Source organism: Nocardia sp. NPDC051929 (genome assembly GCF_044548645.1).
Taxonomy (GTDB): Bacteria; Actinomycetota; Actinomycetes; order Mycobacteriales; family Mycobacteriaceae; genus Nocardia; species Nocardia sichangensis.
The window spans coordinates 105,272-122,892 of the sequence record NZ_JBIUCG010000020.1 but is presented as its reverse complement, the minus strand read 5'-3'; the positions used below and the strand labels follow the sequence as shown (position 1 = coordinate 122,892).

The 17,621-nt window shown below is 70.1% G+C and carries 15 protein-coding genes; 7 read left to right on the top strand and 8 right to left on the bottom strand.

Going from position 1 to position 17,621, the window contains the following annotated elements; translation table 11 throughout:
- Positions 1 to 11: 11 nt before the first annotated feature.
- Positions 12 to 989, bottom strand: a complete 978-nt coding sequence (locus ACIHAX_RS26560; RefSeq protein WP_397280176.1) for a DUF2157 domain-containing protein — start codon at positions 987 to 989, stop codon at positions 12 to 14.
- A 193-nt stretch (positions 990 to 1,182) separates the two neighbouring features.
- Between ACIHAX_RS26560 and icmF the strand changes: the two genes are divergently transcribed.
- From icmF to ACIHAX_RS26545, 3 genes are all read left to right on the top strand, one after another.
- Positions 1,183 to 4,401 carry a fused isobutyryl-CoA mutase/GTPase IcmF gene (gene icmF, locus ACIHAX_RS26555; RefSeq protein ID WP_397280174.1) on the top strand — a complete coding sequence of 1,073 codons (3,219 nt, stop codon included), beginning with the start codon at positions 1,183 to 1,185 and terminating at the stop codon, positions 4,399 to 4,401.
- Positions 4,402 to 4,612: 211 nt separating this feature from the next.
- On the top strand, positions 4,613 to 5,683 hold the full coding sequence (locus ACIHAX_RS26550) for an amidohydrolase family protein (RefSeq protein ID WP_364433117.1): 1,071 nt from the start codon (positions 4,613 to 4,615) through the stop codon (positions 5,681 to 5,683).
- A 46-nt stretch (positions 5,684 to 5,729) separates the two neighbouring features.
- On the top strand, positions 5,730 to 5,843 hold the full coding sequence (locus ACIHAX_RS26545) for a DUF3224 domain-containing protein (protein WP_379252146.1): 114 nt from the start codon (positions 5,730 to 5,732) through the stop codon (positions 5,841 to 5,843).
- Here ACIHAX_RS26545 and ACIHAX_RS26540 read toward each other — a convergent pair.
- The 3 genes from ACIHAX_RS26540 to ACIHAX_RS26530 all read right to left on the bottom strand — a co-directional run bounded on the left by ACIHAX_RS26540 (position 5,828) and on the right by ACIHAX_RS26530 (position 10,491).
- The gene (locus ACIHAX_RS26540) at positions 5,828 to 6,625 is read right to left on the bottom strand and encodes a helical backbone metal receptor (protein WP_397280171.1); all 798 of its coding nucleotides are present in this window, start codon (positions 6,623 to 6,625) and stop codon (positions 5,828 to 5,830) included. The genes ACIHAX_RS26545 and ACIHAX_RS26540 overlap by 16 nt on opposite strands.
- A 282-nt stretch (positions 6,626 to 6,907) precedes the next feature.
- Positions 6,908 to 7,675, bottom strand: coding sequence for an SWIM zinc finger family protein (locus ACIHAX_RS26535; protein WP_364433124.1), 768 nt, complete (start codon positions 7,673 to 7,675; stop codon positions 6,908 to 6,910).
- Positions 7,672 to 10,491, bottom strand: coding sequence for a DEAD/DEAH box helicase (locus ACIHAX_RS26530; RefSeq protein ID WP_397280169.1), 2,820 nt, complete (start codon positions 10,489 to 10,491; stop codon positions 7,672 to 7,674). Before ACIHAX_RS26530 ends, ACIHAX_RS26535 begins: the two co-directional genes overlap by 4 nt.
- A gap of 149 nt (positions 10,492 to 10,640) precedes the next feature.
- On the opposite strand from ACIHAX_RS26530, the gene ACIHAX_RS26525 reads away from it, so the two are divergent.
- Positions 10,641 to 11,003 (top strand): hypothetical protein, encoded by a 363-nt coding sequence (locus tag ACIHAX_RS26525; RefSeq protein ID WP_355073623.1) that lies wholly within the window; start codon positions 10,641 to 10,643, stop codon positions 11,001 to 11,003.
- A gap of 4 nt (positions 11,004 to 11,007) precedes the next feature.
- Here ACIHAX_RS26525 and ACIHAX_RS26520 read toward each other — a convergent pair whose 3' ends face one another.
- Positions 11,008 to 11,814, bottom strand: coding sequence for a sulfurtransferase (locus ACIHAX_RS26520; protein WP_397280213.1), 807 nt, complete (start codon positions 11,812 to 11,814; stop codon positions 11,008 to 11,010).
- A 185-nt stretch (positions 11,815 to 11,999) separates the two neighbouring features.
- On the opposite strand from ACIHAX_RS26520, the gene ACIHAX_RS26515 reads away from it, so the two are divergent.
- A complete protein-coding gene (locus ACIHAX_RS26515; RefSeq protein WP_397280166.1) occupies positions 12,000 to 13,202 on the top strand; it encodes a benzoate/H(+) symporter BenE family transporter in 1,203 nt (400 codons plus the stop codon).
- A 167-nt stretch (positions 13,203 to 13,369) separates the two neighbouring features.
- Here ACIHAX_RS26515 and ACIHAX_RS26510 read toward each other — a convergent pair whose 3' ends face one another.
- The 3 genes from ACIHAX_RS26510 to ACIHAX_RS26500 are packed head-to-tail and all read right to left on the bottom strand — an operon-like array spanning position 13,370 to position 15,370.
- On the bottom strand, positions 13,370 to 14,176 hold the full coding sequence (locus ACIHAX_RS26510; RefSeq protein WP_364433131.1) for an SDR family oxidoreductase: 807 nt from the start codon (positions 14,174 to 14,176) through the stop codon (positions 13,370 to 13,372).
- Positions 14,177 to 14,196: 20 nt separating this feature from the next.
- Positions 14,197 to 14,835, bottom strand: coding sequence for an antibiotic biosynthesis monooxygenase family protein (locus tag ACIHAX_RS26505; protein WP_379252139.1), 639 nt, complete (start codon positions 14,833 to 14,835; stop codon positions 14,197 to 14,199).
- A 43-nt stretch (positions 14,836 to 14,878) separates the two neighbouring features.
- Positions 14,879 to 15,370 (bottom strand): Lrp/AsnC family transcriptional regulator, encoded by a 492-nt coding sequence (locus ACIHAX_RS26500; protein WP_355073615.1) that lies wholly within the window; start codon positions 15,368 to 15,370, stop codon positions 14,879 to 14,881.
- Between the two features lie 148 nt (positions 15,371 to 15,518).
- Here ACIHAX_RS26500 and pdhA point away from each other — a divergent pair, with 148 nt between their 5' ends.
- Complete coding sequence (gene pdhA, locus ACIHAX_RS26495; protein WP_356969376.1) at positions 15,519 to 16,631, top strand: pyruvate dehydrogenase (acetyl-transferring) E1 component subunit alpha; 1,113 nt, start codon at positions 15,519 to 15,521, stop codon at positions 16,629 to 16,631.
- Positions 16,628 to 17,611 (top strand): alpha-ketoacid dehydrogenase subunit beta, encoded by a 984-nt coding sequence (locus ACIHAX_RS26490; RefSeq protein ID WP_397280163.1) that lies wholly within the window; start codon positions 16,628 to 16,630, stop codon positions 17,609 to 17,611. Before pdhA ends, ACIHAX_RS26490 begins: the two co-directional genes overlap by 4 nt.
- Positions 17,612 to 17,621 lie beyond the last annotated feature (10 nt).

The window sequence follows — 17,621 nt, the reverse complement described above, 5'->3', positions numbered from 1 at the left end:
GCGCGGATGGCCTACGCCTGAGATACCGGAACGGCCGGGTCGGCTTCCTTTTCCCGCCGTGGCCGCGCCAACCGGAACGCGCCCACCGCGAGCGTGATCGCGCCGATCGCCACCACCACCGCCGCGGCGCCGAGCGAGTCACCGGTCCATTCCGAGACCGCCTCCCCCGCCGCCACCGCGATGGCCACACCACCCCCGATGACGAGCACGGCCGAGCGCTGGGTCGCGTACAACGCGAAGCAGACCACCGCAATCAGCGCGGTGATCCAGTAGGCCCAAGTCCGACCGTCGATATCGAGGCTCTGCGCGGCCGCGACGGAGGTGACGATCGCGATCAGGTATCCGACCCGGATATCGACCAGGGCGCCGATCCTGGTCAGCGCGAACCACCCCGCACCGAGCAGCAACACCGCCACGCAGGCCCACGTGTCGTCGAGACCGAACACTTCGGTCAACATCCCCGCGACGGCCGCGGGCACGAAGCTGGCGCAGACGAGCATGCCGAGAACGGAGGGCAGCGCGAGATAACCGAGTACCGCGATCCCCGCCCCCGCCGCGCACGCGAAAACCCAAGCGGCATCGGCTGCGTCGAGCGCGGTGCCGACGGATCCGGCCAGCGCGACCGAGCCCAGCGCGAACAGCGCGGCCGCCAACCTGTCGCGGGCGCTCAGCGCGCTCCTGCGGCCGGACGGCGCCCCTGCGAGCACTACTCCGCCGAGCAGCAGGCCGGCCGCCACGACAGCGAGCACGCCGACCCGGACCGGCCGGTCGAGCGCGTCCCAGGACGAGGCCGCCACCAGGGCGATCCCGCCGAACACCAGACCGGCGCCGACGTACGCGGCGATCTCGGCGAGCACCTTCCCGCGCGCGGTCGCCGCGGCCCGCTCGACGGCCAGCGCCGCGAGCACCGCGTCGGCCTGGTCGCGAGTCAGCACGCCGTCGGCGACCAGCCGTCCGATCGCGGCTTCCGCTTTGCCGTCGCTCACCATGCGCCCAGTATGTCCGAGTCCGCCGCCATGACAACACGATCTGCCGCGCGAACCGGTCGGCGCAGGGCCCGTCGTTCGATGAAACCGAGCGCGCACGACCCGCCGCCATCGGCTGGCGGTGTGATCGCAGTCACCGTAGAATTAGTTTGACGTCCTAGTATCGGGCGACAATGGAATCCCCGGAGGAATCCCAGTGGCCGACAGCAGCGCGCTCTACACGCCCACCCATCCCGTTCGCTTCGTCACCTCGGCGGCCCTGTTCGACGGGCACGACGCGGCGATCAACATCATGCGCCGCATCCTGCAGAGCCAAGGGGCGGAGGTGATCCATCTCGGTCACAACCGCTCGGTCAGCGAGGTGGTCGACGCCGTGCTCACCGAAGACGCCCAAGGCGTCGCGGTCAGCTCCTATCAGGGCGGCCACGTCGAGTACTTCGAATATCTCGCGGACGCCCTGCGGAAAGCCGGAGCCGAGCACGTGCGGATCTTCGGCGGTGGCGGTGGCGTGATCGTGGCGGAGGAGATCGCCCGACTGGCCGCGTCCGGCGTGACCATCTTCTCCCCCGAGGACGGACAGCGACTCGGCCTGCCCGGCATGATCAATCAGCTCATCCGCGCCTGCGACGTCGACCTCGCGGCCGAGCCGCCGGTGCTCGACGCGGTGCTCGCGGGCGAGCGCGCCTCACTCGCGCGCGTCATCACCTGTCTGCAAGCGGACGCGCTGCCGGAGGCCGACCGGCGGAAACTGGCCGAGACCGCGGCGGCGCGAACCGTGCCGGTGCTCGGCATCACCGGGACGGGCGGCTCCGGAAAGTCCTCGCTCACCGACGAATTGGTGCGCAGGCTGCGCTCGGACCAGCAGGACAAGGTGCGGGTCGCGATCCTCGCGGTCGACCCGACCCGGCGGCGCGGGGGCGGCGCGCTGCTCGGCGACCGCATCCGCATGAACGCCCTCGACGGCGAACACGTCTTCTTCCGGTCGCTGGCCACCCGCGGCGGACACGAACTGCCCGACAACATCGAGCTCATCGTGGCCGCCTGCAAGGCAGCGGGATACGACCTGGTGATCCTCGAAACGCCCGGCATCGGCCAGGGCGACGCCGCGGTGATCGACCACGTCGACGTGTCGATGTACGTGATGACGCCCGAGTTCGGCGCCGCCTCCCAGCTGGAGAAGATCGACATGCTGGACTACGCGGACGTGGTGGCGATCAACAAGTTCGAGCGCCGCGGGGCCGCGGACGCGCTGCGGGACGTGGCCAGGCAGCTGATCCGCAACCGCGAGGAGTTCCACGCCGCGCCGCAGGACATGCCGGTCTTCGGCACCAGCGCGGCGACGTTCAACGACGACGGGGTGACGGCGCTCTACCAGCACCTGACCGGCCTGCTCGCGAACCACGGCCTGCGGCTGGAGCCCGGCGCGCTGCCCCGGGTGGACACCCGCGCGTCCACCAGGTTCGCCCAGCTCATCCCGCCCGCACGGGTGCGCTACCTGGCCGAGATCGCCGAGACCGTGCGCGACTACCACGCCGAGACCGCCGCGCAGGTCGTCGCCGCGCAACGGCTGCAACGACTCGAGCAGGTGGCGCTCGAACTGCCGGACGACACCGCCGTGGCCGAACTGACCGAACGCGCCCGCGCCGACCTCACCCCCGCGAACGCCGCACTGCTGGCCGAGTGGCCCGCCCTCGCCGAGTCCTACCGCGGGGAAGAACAGGTGGTCCGGGTGCGGGACCGGGAGATACACACTCCGCTGCGCCGGGAGACCCTGTCGGGCAACTCGATTCCGCGCGTCGCCCTGCCCCGCTTCACCGATCACGGTGAGCTGCTGCGTTTCCTGCGCGCCGAGCATCTGCCGGGGCGCTTCCCCTTCACCGCCGGAGTGTTCCCGTTCAAACGCGACAACGAGGACCCGGCCCGGATGTTCGCGGGTGAGGGCGATCCGTTCCGCACCAACCGCCGGTTCAAGGTGCTCAGCGAGCACTCCGACGCGAAAAGGCTGTCCACGGCGTTCGATTCGGTCACACTCTACGGGCACGATCCCGCCGAGCGGCCCGATATCTACGGCAAGGTCGGCACCTCCGGCGTGTCGATCGCCTCGCTCGACGACATGGAAGTGCTCTACGACAGTTTCGACCTGACCGCGCCGACCACCTCGGTCTCGATGACGATCAACGGTCCGGCGCCGACCATCCTGGCCTACTTCCTCAACACCGCGATCGATCAGGCGCTGGAACGCTTCACCGCGGAGCAGGGACGCCCGCCGACCGACACCGAAGCGGCCGACCTGCGAGCCCGCACGCTGGCCACGGTGCGCGGCACAGTGCAGGCCGACATCCTCAAGGAGGACCAAGGCCAGAACACCTGCATCTTCTCCACCGAATTCAGCCTGCGCATGATGGCCGACATCCAGGAATGGTTCGTACGCAACGGCGTACGCAATTTCTACTCGGTGTCGATCTCCGGCTACCACATCGCCGAGGCGGGCGCGAACCCGATCAGCCAGCTGGCCTTCACCCTGGCGAACGGATTCACCTATGTGGAGGCATATCTCGCGCGCGGCATGCATATCGATGACTTCGCGCCGAACCTGTCCTTCTTCTTCTCCAACGGGATGGATCCGGAGTATTCGGTGATCGGCCGGGTGGCCCGCCGCATCTGGGCCGTGGCCATGCGGGACCGTTACGGCGCCAACGAGCGGTCGCAGAAGCTGAAGTACCACATCCAGACCTCCGGCCGGTCGCTGCACGCGCAGGAGATGAACTTCAACGACATCCGCACCACGTTGCAGGCGCTCATCGCGATTTACGACAACTGCAACAGCCTGCACACCAACGCCTACGACGAGGCGGTCACCACCCCGACCGAGGAATCGGTGCGGCGCGCGCTGGCCATCCAGCTGATCATCAACCGGGAGTGGGGCGTCGCGATGAACGAGAACCCGCTACAGGGCAGCTTCCTCATCGATGAGCTCACCGATCTGGTCGAGGAGGCGGTGCTCACCGAGTTCGAGCGGATCAGCGAACGCGGCGGCGTGCTCGGCGCGATGGAAACCGGTTATCAGCGCGGCAAGATCCAGGACGAGTCGATGCGCTACGAACAGCGCAAGCACGACGGGTCGCTGCCCATCATCGGGGTGAACACCTTCCGCAACTCCCACGAGGAGCCGCACCGGGAGCTGGAACTGGCGCGCGGCACCGAAGCGGAGAAGCAGTCGCAGCTACGCCGGGTGCGTGAGTTCCAGCAGCGCAACCGGGACGCCGCCCATGCCGCACTCGCCCGGCTCGAAGCGGTCGCCCGCACCGACGACAACATTTTCGAGGTGCTGATGGACGCCGCCCGCGTGTGCACGTTGCAGCAGATCACCGAAACGTTCTTCACCGTCGGAGGTCAGTACCGCCGCAACGTGTGAGTCTTTTGCGCGCCGTGTTGAGCCGGTCGCTCGCGCGGGTTTCGAGCAGCCGTATGCCCGGGTGGCCCGGTTCGCGCTCGCGGACCGGGTTCGCCCGCGGATCCGGCGGAACCCGCCGTGCCGACTCGGCGGGCGCGGATTCCGAACTCACCGCGCGCCGGGCATGTGACAATCGCCGAGCAAACCTTCGGCGCGGTTGGGGACGGCAGACATGGACCTCTCGGGAATCCGGATCATCGACGCACACATCCACCAGTGGGATCCGTTCGGCACACCCCGGGATTTCAGCGCCCTGGCGAAGCTGTTCCGGCTGTTGCCGGTCCCGGTGGACGCCGCGAAGCGTCTCGCGCCGCGCCGGGACCGGGAATTCGTCGGTGACCCCGTCGCCTACCTGCGGCCCTACCTTCCGTTCGACTACCGCGCCGACGCCGGGAACGCGCCGGTGGAGGTGGTCGCGCACATCGAAGTCGAATGGTCGCAACCGGGACCGCTCGGGAAGGCCGGGGAGACCGCCTGGGTGGCCGGGCTGCCGCTGGAAGCGGCGCCACGGCTCGGCGCGATCCTCGCGGGCGGCGATCCGGCCGACCCCCGGTTCGGGGAGCTCCTCGACGCGCACGCGGCCGCCTCGCCGCTACTGCGCGGTATCCGCACCATGGTCGCCCACCATCCCGATCCCGGTGTGCGGTCGTTCACCGACGCGCCCGGCAAGCTCGCGACCAAGGAATTCCTGGACGGCTTCGCGCGGCTGGCCGAGCGCGGCCTGTCGTTCGAAGCCTGGGTGTACTCGCATGCCATTCCCGACGTCACCGCGCTGGCCGAACGCTATCCCGAAGTGCCGATCGTGCTGAACCACCTCGGCACGCCCGCGGGGATCTTCGGGGCGGTGGGCAAGCACACCGGCGCCAATCCCGGGCTGCGCAGGCAGTTGCTGGTGCGGTGGCGCGACGATCTCGCCGCACTGGCCGCGCGCCCGAACGTGGTCGCGAAGGTGAGCGGGCTGATGATGCCGATCCTCGGCCATCCGATCCCGCCGCGCGGCACGCCGACGCCGGTGCCGCAGCTGCTCGACCGGATCGGTCCGCTGGTCGAACACGCCGTGGACGTCTTCGGCGCGGACCGTCTCATCTGGGGGTCGAACTTCCCGGTGGACAAGCCGGTCACCAGCATCGCGAACAGCATCGAGGCGATCGCGACCGCCGTCACCGGCCACGGCGGCGGTCCAACCGAACTCGAGCAGGTCTTCCGGACCACCGCGCAGCGGGTGTACCGGATCGCCGACTGAGCCGGTTGTCGATGCCCGCCGCGCCGACCGCGCGAACGAGTTCTGCGTGATCGTGCCCGCCAGCGGCACCGGTGAACTCGCGGGCATCACGGGCACGGGCGGACTGCACGTGGACGCCGACGGCACGCACCACATCTGGTTCGACTACGAATTGGGTTGAGCCGCCCGAGCCAGTTGCGCGGTGAGGGTATCGCGGGCAGTTGCCAATGAGGGCCCATACCAGGTGAGGGCGCGGCCTTCCACCAGCGCGACCGGGATGTCCGGAAACGCTTCTGGCCCATCGGTTTCGGTGAAGACATAGGGTTCGTCGGGAAGCACCGCGAGGTCGACGCCTTCGATCAATTCGGCCTGCGTGACGCGCGGATAGCGGTCGGGGCGATCGGCATGCACCAGCCGCAGGCCCAAACGGCGAGCGATGTCGCCGGTGAAGGTGTTCCGTCCGACCACCATCCACGGGTCGCGCCAGACCGGGATGACGGCGGCGCGCGCCGGCTCGGGCGGTGGTGCGGCCCAAACGGATCGGGCCTCGGTGAGCCAGGCGGGCGAGTCGACGCCGAGCGCCTCCACGCAGAGCCGGGTCAGGGAGGCCATGGCCTCGTCGACGGTCTCTATCTCGGTAACCCACACCGGAATTCCCGCCGCGCGCAGGCGTTCTACGTCGAGGCGGCGGTTCTCCTCCTTGTTGCACAGCACCAGGTCGGGGGCGAGTTCGACGATCCGGCGGACATCCGGGTTCTTGGTCCCCCGGACGCGCTCGACCGCGAGATCGGCTGGGTGCGTGCACCATTGCGTGGCGGCGACGAGGACTTCCGGACAAGTGCGCGCCACCGCCTCGGTCAGCGACGGAACGAGCGACACCACCCGGCGCGGGGGTGTGCGGAGATCCACCGGAGTACCGAGGTCGTCGCGGGGCGACCCGGCCGCTGGGCTCTTTCCTGCCACGCTGTCAGCCTATAACAGAAGATTCACGCAGGTGGGCGGCCTTTTCTGGACGAAGCGAGACCAGCCGCGACGATCGGGCCACGCCGGGAGAGATGCGGCAAGTGCGGTGCAAGGGCAGCATCCGGGCGTGGCTGGGGCAGTTCCGCGCGGGGTTGAGCGGCGCGACACTGAATAACGGCACCCGGCGTCGGGAAGTCTCCGGTCCCTTCGCTCCGCCGGTATCGATCCCGCCCCGACAGACCGGCGGTAACCGACAGCCCCGATGCTGGGTGCCAACCAACGTCAGCGGTCGAACCGCCGATAGAGCGCGGTGAGATCGCGCAGACCGGTCGCGGCGACCGTCTCGTCCGCCGAAGTCATCCGCAGCGCCTTACGGAGCAGCAGCGGATCCAAATCCTCCGGCGCCGCCCGGAATTCGACCGCGGGCAAGTCCGGCAGCGAAACGCGCTCACCGTACGGATCGTCGGAAACGGTGGGTCTCGGCTCGCGCTCGATGCCCCCGATCAGCGTGTCCAGGTCGAGTCCGCGCAGGGTCAGGATCTCACGCGGGTGTTCGTCGAGCCGCTCGGCCAGCAGGTAGCAGACCGCCGCCACGTGCTTGCACGGCCAGCCCGGGTCCGGGCAGCTGCAGGTGAAATCCAGGTCCGCCGCGGTGCTCGGCAGCAGCAGCGGCCCCAGCCCGGTGGGCAACGCCCCCGAGGCGATCTCGGCGAGCATGCCCGGCGCCGAGCGAATGGTTTCGATGAGCAATTCGAGTTCGTCCTCGCGCACCGGGCGCACGGTGAACACCGCCGTGAACGGACGCGGTTGGCTGCCTTGCACTTCCGCCGTCACCGCGCCCGGCTCGATCCGGTAGTTCACCACCTGGCCGGATCGGGCGTAGTTGCGACCGCGCGCCAGCCGCCCCGGCTCCGCCATTCGCTCGACCGATTCCACCAGCGCCCTGCCCCACCAGGTGCGCCCGAAACCGCCTCGTCTGCTGCGGGCTTCCACTCCGCCGCGCACCGGCAGCTTCTTCCCGTACTCGGAGTAGTCGATGAACGGACTCATTCGCCCACCGCCGCCGCACCCAGGGCGAACAAGTCGCGCAATTCGTCGGTGCTCAGTTCGGTGATCCAGTTCTCCCCCGCGCCGACGGCCAGATCGGCGAGCTGCCGCTTGCCGTTGATCATCTCGTCGATCCGCTCCTCGATCGTGTCCACGCACACCAGCTTGCGCACCTGCACGTTGCGCTGCTGGCCGATCCGGAAGGCGCGGTCGGTGGCCTGGTTCTCCACCGCGGGATTCCACCAGCGATCCAGGTGGACCACGTGATTGGCAGCGGTGAGATTGAGCCCGGTACCACCCGCCTTGAGCGACAACAACATCAGCGGCGGTCCGTCCGGCGCCTGGAAGCCGGTCACCATCGCGTCGCGCTTCTTCTTCGGCACGCCGCCGTGCAGGAACGGGATCGCCGCGCCGAACCGCTCGGCCAGATAGGGCGCGACCAGCTCGCCGAATTCCCGGAATTGGGTGAACAGCAGCGCCTTCTCACCATCGGCCAGCACCGCGTCCACCACGTCCTCGACGAGGGCGAGCTTGCCGGAGCGATGTGCCCCTCGGTGCAGCACACTCGACCCGTCGCCCAGGAAATGCGCGGGATGGTTGCACACCTGCTTGAGCCGGGTGAGCGCACCGAGCACGGCGCCTTTGCGCGCCATGCCCTTCGCGTCCTTGATCTTGGCCAGCATGTCGTCCACGACCGCCTGGTACAGCGAGGCCTGCTCGACGGTGAGGTTGGCCCGCACGGTCATCTCCAGCTTCTCGGGCAGGTCGCTGATCACCGTGGGGTCGGTCTTCACCCGGCGCAGCACGAACGGCTGGGTCAGCCAGCGCAGGCGACTGATCGCGTTCTGGTCGCGCTCGCGTTCGATGGGCACCGCGAAGCGGGCGCGGAAGGACTGCGGACTGCCGAGCACTTTCGGCACCGCGAAATCCATGATGGAACGCAGCTCTTCCAACCGGTTCTCCACCGGCGTGCCGGTGAGCGCCAATCGATGTCGCGCGCGCAGCGACCGCGCCGCCCGCGCCTGCCGCGTCCCCGCGTTCTTGATGTGCTGCGCTTCGTCCAGTACGACGCGGTCCCAGTGCTGTCTGCCGAGTTCCCCGGCGTCGCGCGCCAGCAGAGCGTAGGTGGTGATCACCAGATCCGCGGCGGCGACCGTCTCGTCGAGTTCGGCGCCCACCCGCCGGCCCGCGCCGTGATGCACCCACACCCGCAGGTCGGGTGCGAACCGCTCCGCCTCGCGCTGCCAGTTGCCGACCACCGACATCGGGCACACCAGCAAGGTCGGGCCCGGCGGCGCCGGCTCGGACGTCGCGTTCTCGCACTCGTGCACCAGCAGGGCGAGCACCTGGACGGTCTTGCCGAGTCCCATGTCGTCGGCCAGGATCGCCCCGCAATTCATCCGGCTCATGGTCGCCAGCCAGGCCAAGCCGCGTTCCTGGTAGGGGCGCAGCTCGGCCTTCAACCCGACGGGCGCGGCGACCGCTTCCGGCTGCCGCGCGCGGTCGAGCAGGTCCCCCGCCCATCCCGAGGCGGTGACCTCGGTGATCGGCACCTGGGGCACCCGGGAGACCGCGATCTCGCCGAGCATGTCCGCGAAGGTGATCGGCGAGTCGTCGGCGTGCGCGGCGACGTACTTGGCCGCGGCGACCAGCGCCTTGTGATCGGCCTGCACCCATTGACCGCGCAACTCGACGAGATCGGATTTGGCGCGCACCAGGCGTTCCATCTCGGCCGTGGTCAGCACCATGCCGCCGAGCGCGAGTTCCCAGCGGTAGGACACCAGGCCGGGCAGACCGACCGTGCTCTCCGCGGCGGGCACCGCGCTCTCCACCCGCAACCGCATGCTCGGCTCGGCGACACTCCAGGCGCGCGGGAGCAGCAGTTGGACCCCCACCGCATGCAGGGCGTGCACGCCGTGCGCGACCAGGTCGAGCACCACTTCGGTGGGCAACAGCAGATCCATGCTGCGCGGATCGCTCGGCAGGTCACGCAGCCTCGGATATGCCCGCTTGGCCGCGCCGAGCTTGTCCACCGCGATCCGGACCAGATTCGGGTCCTCGTGCAGCGGAACGGTTCTGGGCGCCTCACCGGTGAGCCGCAGGCACACCTCCAGCCGCCACAACGCCACCGACGCGTCGGCGAGACCGAGTTCGCCATCCGGTTCCAGCAGACGCAGCACCAGTTCCGGCTCGTCACCGGTCAGGCTGGCCCGCCAGCCCTCGAGCACCTCGGCGACCTGATAGCTGCCGTTGTCCAGCGGAATGTCGCCGACCAGGGCGGCCACCAGGGGATGCGGCGAGTCCGGCAGGTCGGCCAGTGACCGCGCGATCGGGTCGGTGAGTTCGGTGACCAGGTCCTCGAGCAGCGCTGCCGGACGCCCGGCCACCCGCAGCGCCTCCGGCATGGCGACCGCCAGCTCGGCCAGCCAAGCCCGCTGCCGCTCCCCGCCGACCAGCCGCCAGCGCACCCACCACTGGCCGTCCTCCCTGCGCAGGTCCGGCACGACACGCCCGGCGCGCACCCAGCGTTCGACGCCGCCCGCGACATGCGCCAGATACCGCAGATCCCCCGCCACCAGGTCGGCGGGCAACCGCTGCCGGAGGGCCTCCGCTGCCGCGACCGGGGCCAGCGCGTGCGCGCGGACCTGCTCGGTCCCGGCGATCCCGTGCTCGACGACCAGGACCTCGGCCCGGTGCCGGAACTTCGACGCGCGCAGCACGCTGCCCAGCGGATCCGGAAGCTCGGCGGACGTCGCGGCGACCGGCGAGTCGTGCCAGAGCAGCAACCCGGCACCCGGCGACCACAGTCCGTGCAGCATCACCCCATCCAAGCAGGCGGGTACGACACGGCCGCGCACACCGTGCCCGGACCGTTGTGGATTTCTGCGCCCAACCGGCACATACTGGAATATCCGCAGGTCATCGCAGAACAACCGCAGCTTGGTGTCAAGGAAGCGGAGGAAGCAGCATGACGATTCTGCTCCAGGTTCTCGAGCAGAGCTTCACACCGACGACCACGTGGGAACGGCGCAAATTCACCTTCGTGCATGCCGACAAGATCGTCGGCATGCGGCTCGACGGGCAGTGCGGGGTGTGGCTTGACCTGTCGCGCCCAGGTGAATCCCAGCGGCTGGCCCGCACCACCGACCCGCGCGAGGCGATCACGTTCCTGCTCACCACCTTCGCGAAGATCGCCGAATGCGAGGAGCGCGGCGGCTCGTGGGTGATCGGGCACGACGGATCGCATATCGAGTCGATCGCGGCCACCCGGTTCCCGCCCCGGGCGAGCGAGGTCGTCGACGACGATCTCCTGGCCCGGGCCTGGCTGTAAGGCGTCAGTTACCGGTCGCGACCGGCCGTTTCGGATCGTTCGACCACTGCGACCACGACCCGGGATACAAGGCCGCCTCCACGCCCGCGATGGCGAGCGCGGCGACCTGGTGCGCCGCTGTCACACCGGAACCGCAGTACACGGCCACCGGCCCGGATCCGAAATCGGCGAAGCGGTCGCGCAGTTCCGCGACGGCGCGGAAGCGCCCGTCCGCGTCGAGGTTGTCGGCGGTTGGAGCGCTCAGCGCGCCGGGGATGTGCCCGGCGCGGGGGTCGATCGGCTCCACGTCGCCGCGGAAGCGCTCGCTGGCCCTGGCGTCCAGCAGCACGCCCTTCCAGCGGGCCGCCGCGTCGGCGTCGATCACGGGCAGGTGACCGGGACGCACTTCGACATCGCCCGGCTCGGGGTCGGGTTCCGCGCCGGTCGCGACGGACCCGCCCGCGTCGATCCAGGCGGGCAGCCCGCCGTCGAGGATGCGCACGTCCGCGACACCCGCCCAGCGCAGCAGCCACCAGGCGCGCGCGGCGGCCATGCCGCCGGTGGCGTCGTAGACCACCACGGGGTCGCCCTCGCACAGGCCCCAGCTGCGCGCGCACTTCTCCAGTTGCGCGGGCTCCGGCAGCGGATGCCTGCCGCGCGCGGGTGACGGCGGCGCGGCCAGCTCGGTTTCCAGGTCGACGAACACCGCGCCGGGAACGTGGCCGGCGAGATAGTGCTGCGGCCCGTCCGGATCGCCCAGCGCCCATCGCACATCCAGTAGGCGAAGCCGCTTGTCCGGCAACGCTTCCCGAAGCTCCTCCGGTGAGATCAGTACCGCGCTCAACTCAGCTCCTCGTCCCGAATCGCGTCCTCGCGCACCGACTCCCCACCCTACGCACCCGAATGTGCCGATGTCGCCGAACACTCTCGCCCGTGCCGCACACCGGCTCGAGTTCAGTCCAGTTTCGGGGCACTGGCAGGCGACACGCGTCCGTGACCAGCGGCAATATCCGACCGGTGTCGAACGTACCCACCACCGAGACCACCGCGACGCGGGAACCCGAACGGGCGGGAGCGGGGCTGGCGCCGCCACTCGGCGCGGGCGTGGTGACGGCCCTGGTCGGATTCACCAGCTCGTTCGCCGTGGTGCTGAGCGGATCGACCGCGGTCGGGGCGAGCTCCGCGCAGGCCGCGTCGGGTCTGCTGGCGCTGTGCGTCACCCAGGCGATCGGCATGATGGCGCTGAGCTACCGCTACCGCATGCCGATCACGCTGGCCTGGTCCACACCGGGCGCGGCGCTGCTGGCCGGGACGGGCGCGGTGGCGGGAGGCTGGCCCGCCGCGATCGGAGCGTTCGTGGTGACGGGGGTGCTGATCGTCGTCACCGGACTCTGGCAGCGGCTGGGCACCCTGGTCGCGGCGATCCCGGTGGAGATAGCGCAGGCCATGCTGGCCGGAGTTCTGCTGCCGCTGTGCCTGGCGCCGGTGCGGGCGGTGCAGACGAGTCCGGCGGTGGTGGCGCCGGTGATCCTGGTCTGGCTCGTGCTGCAACGATATGCCCAGCGTTGGGCGGTGATCGCGGCCTTTGTCACCGCGGCGGTAGCCGCCGGCGTGAGCATCGTCGTGCAGCACCGTCATCTCGACGTCGGCGCGATGGCTCCGCGACTGGAACTGACGCTGCCGCACTGGAGCTGGCAGGCGCTGATCGGCGTCGCGATCCCGCTCTACATCGTCACCATGGCCTCGCAGAACATCCCTGGCACCGCGGTGCTGGCCTCGTTCGACTACCGGGTTCCATGGCGCGCGGCGATGACGGTCACCGGTCTCGGCACCGTCGTGGGAGCGCCCGCGGGCGGGCACACGATCAATCTCGCCGCCATCAGCGCCGCGCTCGCGGCGGCCCCCGCGGCGCATCCGGACCCGAAGCGGCGCTGGATCGCGGCATTCACGGCGGGCGCGATGTACCTGCTGCTCGCGCTGGGCTCGGCCGCCGTGGTCACGCTGATCGCGACCGCCCCGGCCGGAACCCTGGAAACAGTGGCCGGCCTGGCCCTGCTGGCGACCCTGGGCGCGGCCCTCGGCGCGGCGCTGCGCTCCGAACACCGCGAAGCCGCCGTGGTGACGTTCCTGATCGCCGCCTCCGGCGTCGGCTTCGCGGGGATCGGCGCCGCCTTCTGGGCTTTACTCGCGGGACTCGTGGTGCGCAAAGTGCTGCGTTAGTCGCCGGGCCGAGCGAAGGCGAGGCAGCTGCTCAGAAGGCGCAGCCGGACGCAGTCCGTCCACAGCCCGCACCGGGCCGAGCGAAGGCGAGGCAGCTGCACAAAAGGCGCAGCCGGACGCAGTCCGTCCACAGCCCGCACCGGGCCGAGCGAAGGCGAGGCAGCTGCTCAGGCCTGGAGCGCGGCCTGGAAGCGCCGCATGCCGTCGATCCAGCGGTCGTAGTCGGAGCCCTTGTGGCGGTACATCTTCAGCACCTCGGGGTGGGGCAGGATCAGGAAGTGCTCGTCGGTCACCCCGGCGAGCACGATCTCGGCGACCTCCTCCGGGGACAGCACCTCGCCCGCGCTGGTGACGGCCTTCACCGCGAGTTCCGCCTCGGCGGCGTGCTCCGGCGGAACGAGGCCGCCGCGCAGCAGCCGCGTATCCACACCCATCGGGCACACGCAGCTCACCCGCACTCCGCGGTCGCCGTAGGTGACCGACAGCCATTCCGCGAAACCGACGGCCGCGTGCTTGGACACCGCGTAGGGGGCCGAGCCGAGCTGGGTGAGCAGCCCTGCCGCCGACGCCGTGCCGACGAAATAACCACCACCACGGGACAGCCAGCCGGGGACGAGCAGCCGCGCGGCGCGGACGTGGGCCATCACGTTGACCTCGAGCGCCGCCGCCCATTGCTCGTCGGTGCTGTCCAGACCCGCGCCGCCGCCGATGCCCGCGTTCGCGAAGTACAGGTCGACCGGCCCGAACTGCGCCTCGGCGCGCTCGATCAACGCGCGGATCACCGCCTCGTCGGCCACGTCCCCGCCGACGGCGACGGCGTCCGCCCCGAGAGACTCCGCGACCCGCGCCGCGCTCGCACCGTCGAGGTCGGCGAGCACCACGCGCGCACCGGCGGCGACGAGCCGGGCGGCCAATGCCGCCCCGATCCCCGCGCCCGCCCCCGTGACAATGGCAACTTTGCCCGAAATCTCCATCCCCGCACCCTAACGGGACATCACCGGTCTTCCGCCGGGAAGCCCGCGACCACCTCGTAGAGCTGCGGGTGTGCGGTGGCGAACCCGGGCGCGGCGGCGAGCCGCCGCTGAAACGCCGGATTCTCCGTCGCGCTGCGCCACGCGGCGGCGCTGTCCCAGTGCGCCACGTTCACCGCCGTGTACCGCGCGGCGGGGTCGAGCGCACGGTGCAGGCGATTGTCGCGGAAGCCGGGGGCCGCGCTCATCAGCTCGGCCCTGGTTCGCCAGTGGGCCAGGAATTCCTCGAAGTGTTCGGCGGGCAGTTCGAAGACGTTGACGAAGGTGATGCCGGGTCCGTCCGAGTGCACAGCGGAGCGATATTCGGCGGCGACCCGGTACTCGCTGCCGACGACCTCGGCCTTGGCACCGGCGGCTCGGGCCGACGCGCGGAACGCGGAGTCGCGCAGCGCCGCGTCCCTGGCGGCGACGCTGTCCCACTCCGCAACCATGACCAACGGCAGCGGCGCGTCGGCGGAGGTCGCGCGGTGCATACGGGCGGAACGGAAGCCCGGTGCCCGGCTGACCTTACCGGCGCGCTCGCGCCACTGCGCGATGTACTCGTTCGCCCCGTCGAGCGGCAGCCGGATGGTATCGATCACGGTCATTCCGTCATGCGTCATGCCGCCATCCTGAAACCTCGATCGCACTCGAGGTCAAGGATATTCAGCCCGATTTCGCCAAGCGGTCGAGCAATGGGGCGGTACGCGGACCGACCAGCTCGCGCATCACCAGCGCCATGTTCGTCCGCTCGACGCCGGGGATCTTGAGGATCTGCCCGGCGATGCGATACAGGTCGTCGGCGTCCTGCGCGACCACCCGCACGGTGAGATCGGTGAGTCCGGTCATGCCGCACACCTCGGTCACCTCGGGCACCTCGGCCAGTTCGTCCACCACCGAATCCAGCCGGTGCTGGTCCACGACGACCGCGACGAACGCCGCGAGCGGATAGCCGAGCGCGCGCGGCTCGACGCGCCGCTCGAAGCTGCCCAGCACGCCACCGGCCTCCCAGCGGGACAATCGAGCCTGCACGGTGTTGCGGGACAGGCCGAGCCGAGTAGCCAGCTCGACACCTGTCGCCCGGGGATTGGCGACCAGTTCCAATAACAGCCTGGCGTCGGTGGCGTCCAGGCTCACACCGGCGGTTTCTCTGGTCATACCACGCAGTATGACACCACCGTGCGGGTCGCAATTGAGCATTCTGCCCATCCGACGGCCGACCACTTGCGCAGTTCGCATTCGGGTGGATGCTGTGAGATAGGACACAATCCGACCTGTCGAACACCTGGCGAGGAGGCGATCACTCATGCCGGGCAAATCCGAGTATCCGGTGCAACTGGTACAGCCGGACGGCCGTCGCGTCCTCGATCGCGAGCACGCCGCGCTGGTCGCCGACATCGGGCCGGACGACCTGCGGGCGCTGTACGAGGACATGGTGGTGGCCCGTCGGATCGACATCGAGGCCACCGCGCTGCAACGGCAAGGTCAGCTCGGCCTGTGGGCGCCCATGCTCGGGCAGGAGGCCGCCCAGGTCGGCTCCGCGCACGCGCTGCATCCCGACGACTACGTGTTCTGCAGCTACCGCGAAACGGCGGTCGCCTACTGCCGTGGCGTGCCGCCCACCGATCTCACCCGGCTGTGGCGCGGCGCCGCCCATCATTGCTGGGATCCGCACGCGGTGAACATGACCAACCCCAACATCGTCGTCGGCTCCCAAGGGCTGCACGCCACCGGCTACGCGTTCGCGGCGCACATGGACGGCGCGGAGACAGCCACCATCGCCTACTTCGGCGACGGCGCCAGCAGCCAGGGCGATCTGGCCGAAGCGCTCGGGTTCGCCGCGACCTGGAGCGCGCCCGTGGTGTTCTTCTGCCAGAACAACCAGTGGGCGATCAGCGCACCGGTGCGGGTGCAGAGCGCGACGCCGATCGCCCGCCGCGCGTACGGCTACGGCATGCCGGGCAGGCAGGTCGACGGCAACGACGTGCTCGCCGTCCTCGCCGTGACCAGGCAGGCGATCGCCAGGGCGCGCACCGGCGGCGGCCCGTCGTTCATCGAGGCGCTCACCTACCGGATGGGTCCGCACACCACGGCGGACGATCCCACCCGCTACCGTTCGGCCGCCGAGACCGAGCAATGGGCGCGGCGCGATCCGATCGACCGTATCCGCAGGTTGCTCGAGCGCGAGGGCCACTGGGACGACGCGTTCGGCACGCGGGTTGCCCAGCGGTCGGACGAGATGGCGGCAGTGGTGCGCCGCGCGACCATCGACATGCCCGATCCCGCGCCGAGCGAACTGTTCGAGCACGTCTACACCACCCCGCATCCGCTGATCACCGAACAGCGGAGGGCGTACGCGGAGTACCTGGCCGGCGATCCCGGCGGGCCCTCCGCACGAGGAGAAGGAGTCCCGCGATGATCACCACCTTCGCCGCCGCGCTCAACACCGGCCTGCGCCGCGCGCTGGAGGACGATCCGAAGGTCTTGCTGATGGGGGAGGACATCGGGCGCCTCGGCGGAGTGTTCCGGGTGACCGACACGTTGCAGAAGGACTTCGGCGACAATCGCGTCATCGATACGCCGCTGGCCGAATCCGGCATCATCGGAACGGCTTTCGGCATGGCGCTGCGCGGCTACCGGCCGGTGTGCGAGATCCAGTTCGACGGATTCGTCTATCCCGCGTTCGACCAGATCGTCTCGCACGTGGCCAAGATCAACTACCGCACCCAGGGAAAGGTCAACGCGCCGTTGACTATTCGCATCCCGTTCGGCGGCGGCATCGGTTCGGTCGAGCACCACTCCGAATCACCCGAGGCGTATTTCGCGCACACCGCCGGGCTGCGCGTCGTGACACCGAGCAACCCGGCCGACGCGTACTCGATGATTCGCGCGGCGATCGCGCTGAACGATCCGGTGATCTTCTTCGAACCCAAACGCAGGTACTGGGACAAGGCCGACGTCGATTTCGCCGCGCTCGACCGCGACGGCGGCCTGCCGCTGGATCGCGCGCGCGTGTGCACGACAGGCGCGGACGCGACCGTCGTCGCCTACGGCGGGACCGTGGCGACCGCGCTGACGGCCGCGAAGATCGCCGCGCGGGAGGGACACGCACTCGAGGTGATCGACCTGCGCAGCCTCTCGCCGATCGACTTCGACACCGTCGAGGAGTCGGTCGCGAAGACCGGGCGGCTGATCGTCACGCACGAGGCGCCGGTATTCGCCGGGCTCGGCGCGGAGATCGCCGCCCGCGTCACCGAGCGCTGCTTCTATCACCTGGAAGCGCCCGTGTTGCGCGTCGGCGGATTCGACGTCCCCTACCCCCCGGCTAAGCTCGAAAAGCACCATCTGCCCGACCCCGACCGCATTCTCGACGCGGTCGACCGTTCCCTCGCCGCGTGAGGCGGGCTCG

Excerpts from the sequence above, each read along its gene's own strand:
- ACIHAX_RS26550 (WP_364433117.1), top strand. The coding sequence starts at position 4,613 with ATGGACCTCTCGGGAATCCGGATCATCGACGCACACATCCACCAGTGG.
- ACIHAX_RS26535 (WP_364433124.1), bottom strand. The coding sequence starts at position 7,675 with ATGAGTCCGTTCATCGACTACTCCGAGTACGGGAAGAAGCTGCCGGTG.
- ACIHAX_RS26500 (WP_355073615.1), bottom strand. The coding sequence starts at position 15,370 with ATGACCAGAGAAACCGCCGGTGTGAGCCTGGACGCCACCGACGCCAGG.
- pdhA (WP_356969376.1), top strand. The coding sequence starts at position 15,519 with ATGCCGGGCAAATCCGAGTATCCGGTGCAACTGGTACAGCCGGACGGC.
- ACIHAX_RS26560 (WP_397280176.1), bottom strand. The coding sequence starts at position 989 with ATGGTGAGCGACGGCAAAGCGGAAGCCGCGATCGGACGGCTGGTCGCC.
- ACIHAX_RS26505 (WP_379252139.1), bottom strand. The coding sequence starts at position 14,835 with ATGACGCATGACGGAATGACCGTGATCGATACCATCCGGCTGCCGCTC.
- ACIHAX_RS26530 (WP_397280169.1), bottom strand. The coding sequence starts at position 10,491 with ATGCTGCACGGACTGTGGTCGCCGGGTGCCGGGTTGCTGCTCTGGCAC.
- ACIHAX_RS26510 (WP_364433131.1), bottom strand. The coding sequence starts at position 14,176 with ATGGAGATTTCGGGCAAAGTTGCCATTGTCACGGGGGCGGGCGCGGGG.
- ACIHAX_RS26490 (WP_397280163.1), top strand. The coding sequence starts at position 16,628 with ATGATCACCACCTTCGCCGCCGCGCTCAACACCGGCCTGCGCCGCGCG.
- ACIHAX_RS26525 (WP_355073623.1), top strand. The coding sequence starts at position 10,641 with ATGACGATTCTGCTCCAGGTTCTCGAGCAGAGCTTCACACCGACGACC.